General features: G+C 72.5%; 1 protein-coding gene. It reads right to left on the bottom strand.

Annotation, left to right across the window (positions count from 1 at the left end; translation table 11 throughout):
* Positions 1–41: 41 nt before the first annotated feature.
* Positions 42–662: a glutathione S-transferase family protein gene (locus tag HW577_RS25715; RefSeq protein ID WP_198378912.1), complete on the bottom strand. Its 621-nt coding sequence runs from the start codon at positions 660–662 to the stop codon at positions 42–44.
* Positions 663–904: the final 242 nt, after the last annotated feature.

Here is a 904-nt window from a genome sequence, read left to right as displayed (position 1 = left end):
CGCCTGACACGAGGCGCGCCAGGACGCCCCGGCGCGCCGCTTCAGTCGAGCCGCGCGCCGGCCGGCACCCGCATGCCGCGCTGCACGGCCGGGCGGGCGCCGACTTCGGCGAACCAGCGCGCGATGGCCGGCCAGTCGTCCAGCGACAGCGCGGCCCATGCGTGCCGCGCGATCCAGGGATAGGCGGCGATGTCGGCGATCGAATAGTCGGCGCCCGCAAGATGCGGCTGGTAGGTGAGCCTGCCCTCGAGCAGCCTGTACACGCGCTCGACCAGACCGACCGTGTGGCGGCGCGCGGCCTCCGGCTTCTCAGGGGCTAGGTCCGTCCAGTGATGCGCCTGGCCGGTCATCGGCCCGAGCGAGGTGAGTGCCACCATCAGCCAGGCGAGCGTCTCCGCGCGCTGGGCGGGGTCGCGCGGCAGGAGGCGCGCTTGCGTCTCGGCCAGATGCATCAGGATGGCGCCGCTTTCGAAGATCGGCGGCATGCCGTCCTCGACCAGGATCGGGATCTTGCCATAGGGGTTGAGGGCGACGATTGCCGGGGCGAATTGTTCCCGTGCGCGGATATTCACGCCGATCGCCTCATACGGCAGGCCGCATTCCTCGAGCATGATCGAGACGCGCTGCGAATTGGGCGTGGCCCAGCCGTAGAAGCGGCGCATCGCGTCAGCCGCGGCCGTCGATGTGGGTGCTGCGCATGGTCCTGGTCCTTCGCCTTCGCGGGGATGGTCGTGGATCGGTGTGCGCGCCCGCAAGCCCGTCATGCTACGGGGCGGGCATGGCGCGGCAGGGACCGGATCTTTCGCTGGAAGCGGGCGGCGGGCAGGTGGCCGGCGTGGACGAGGCCGGGCGCGGGCCGCTCGCCGGGCCGGTCGTCGCCGCGGCACTGGTCTTCCGCGCCGCG

Source organism: Neoroseomonas rubea, from assembly GCF_016106015.1.
Taxonomy (GTDB): Bacteria; Pseudomonadota; Alphaproteobacteria; order Acetobacterales; family Acetobacteraceae; genus Neoroseomonas; species Neoroseomonas rubea.
Note: the sequence above shows the minus strand (reverse complement) of the source record. Positions and strands in the feature narration are given on the sequence as shown.

Excerpts from the sequence above, each read along its gene's own strand:
- HW577_RS25715 (WP_198378912.1), bottom strand. The coding sequence starts at position 662 with ATGCGCCGCTTCTACGGCTGGGCCACGCCCAATTCGCAGCGCGTCTCG.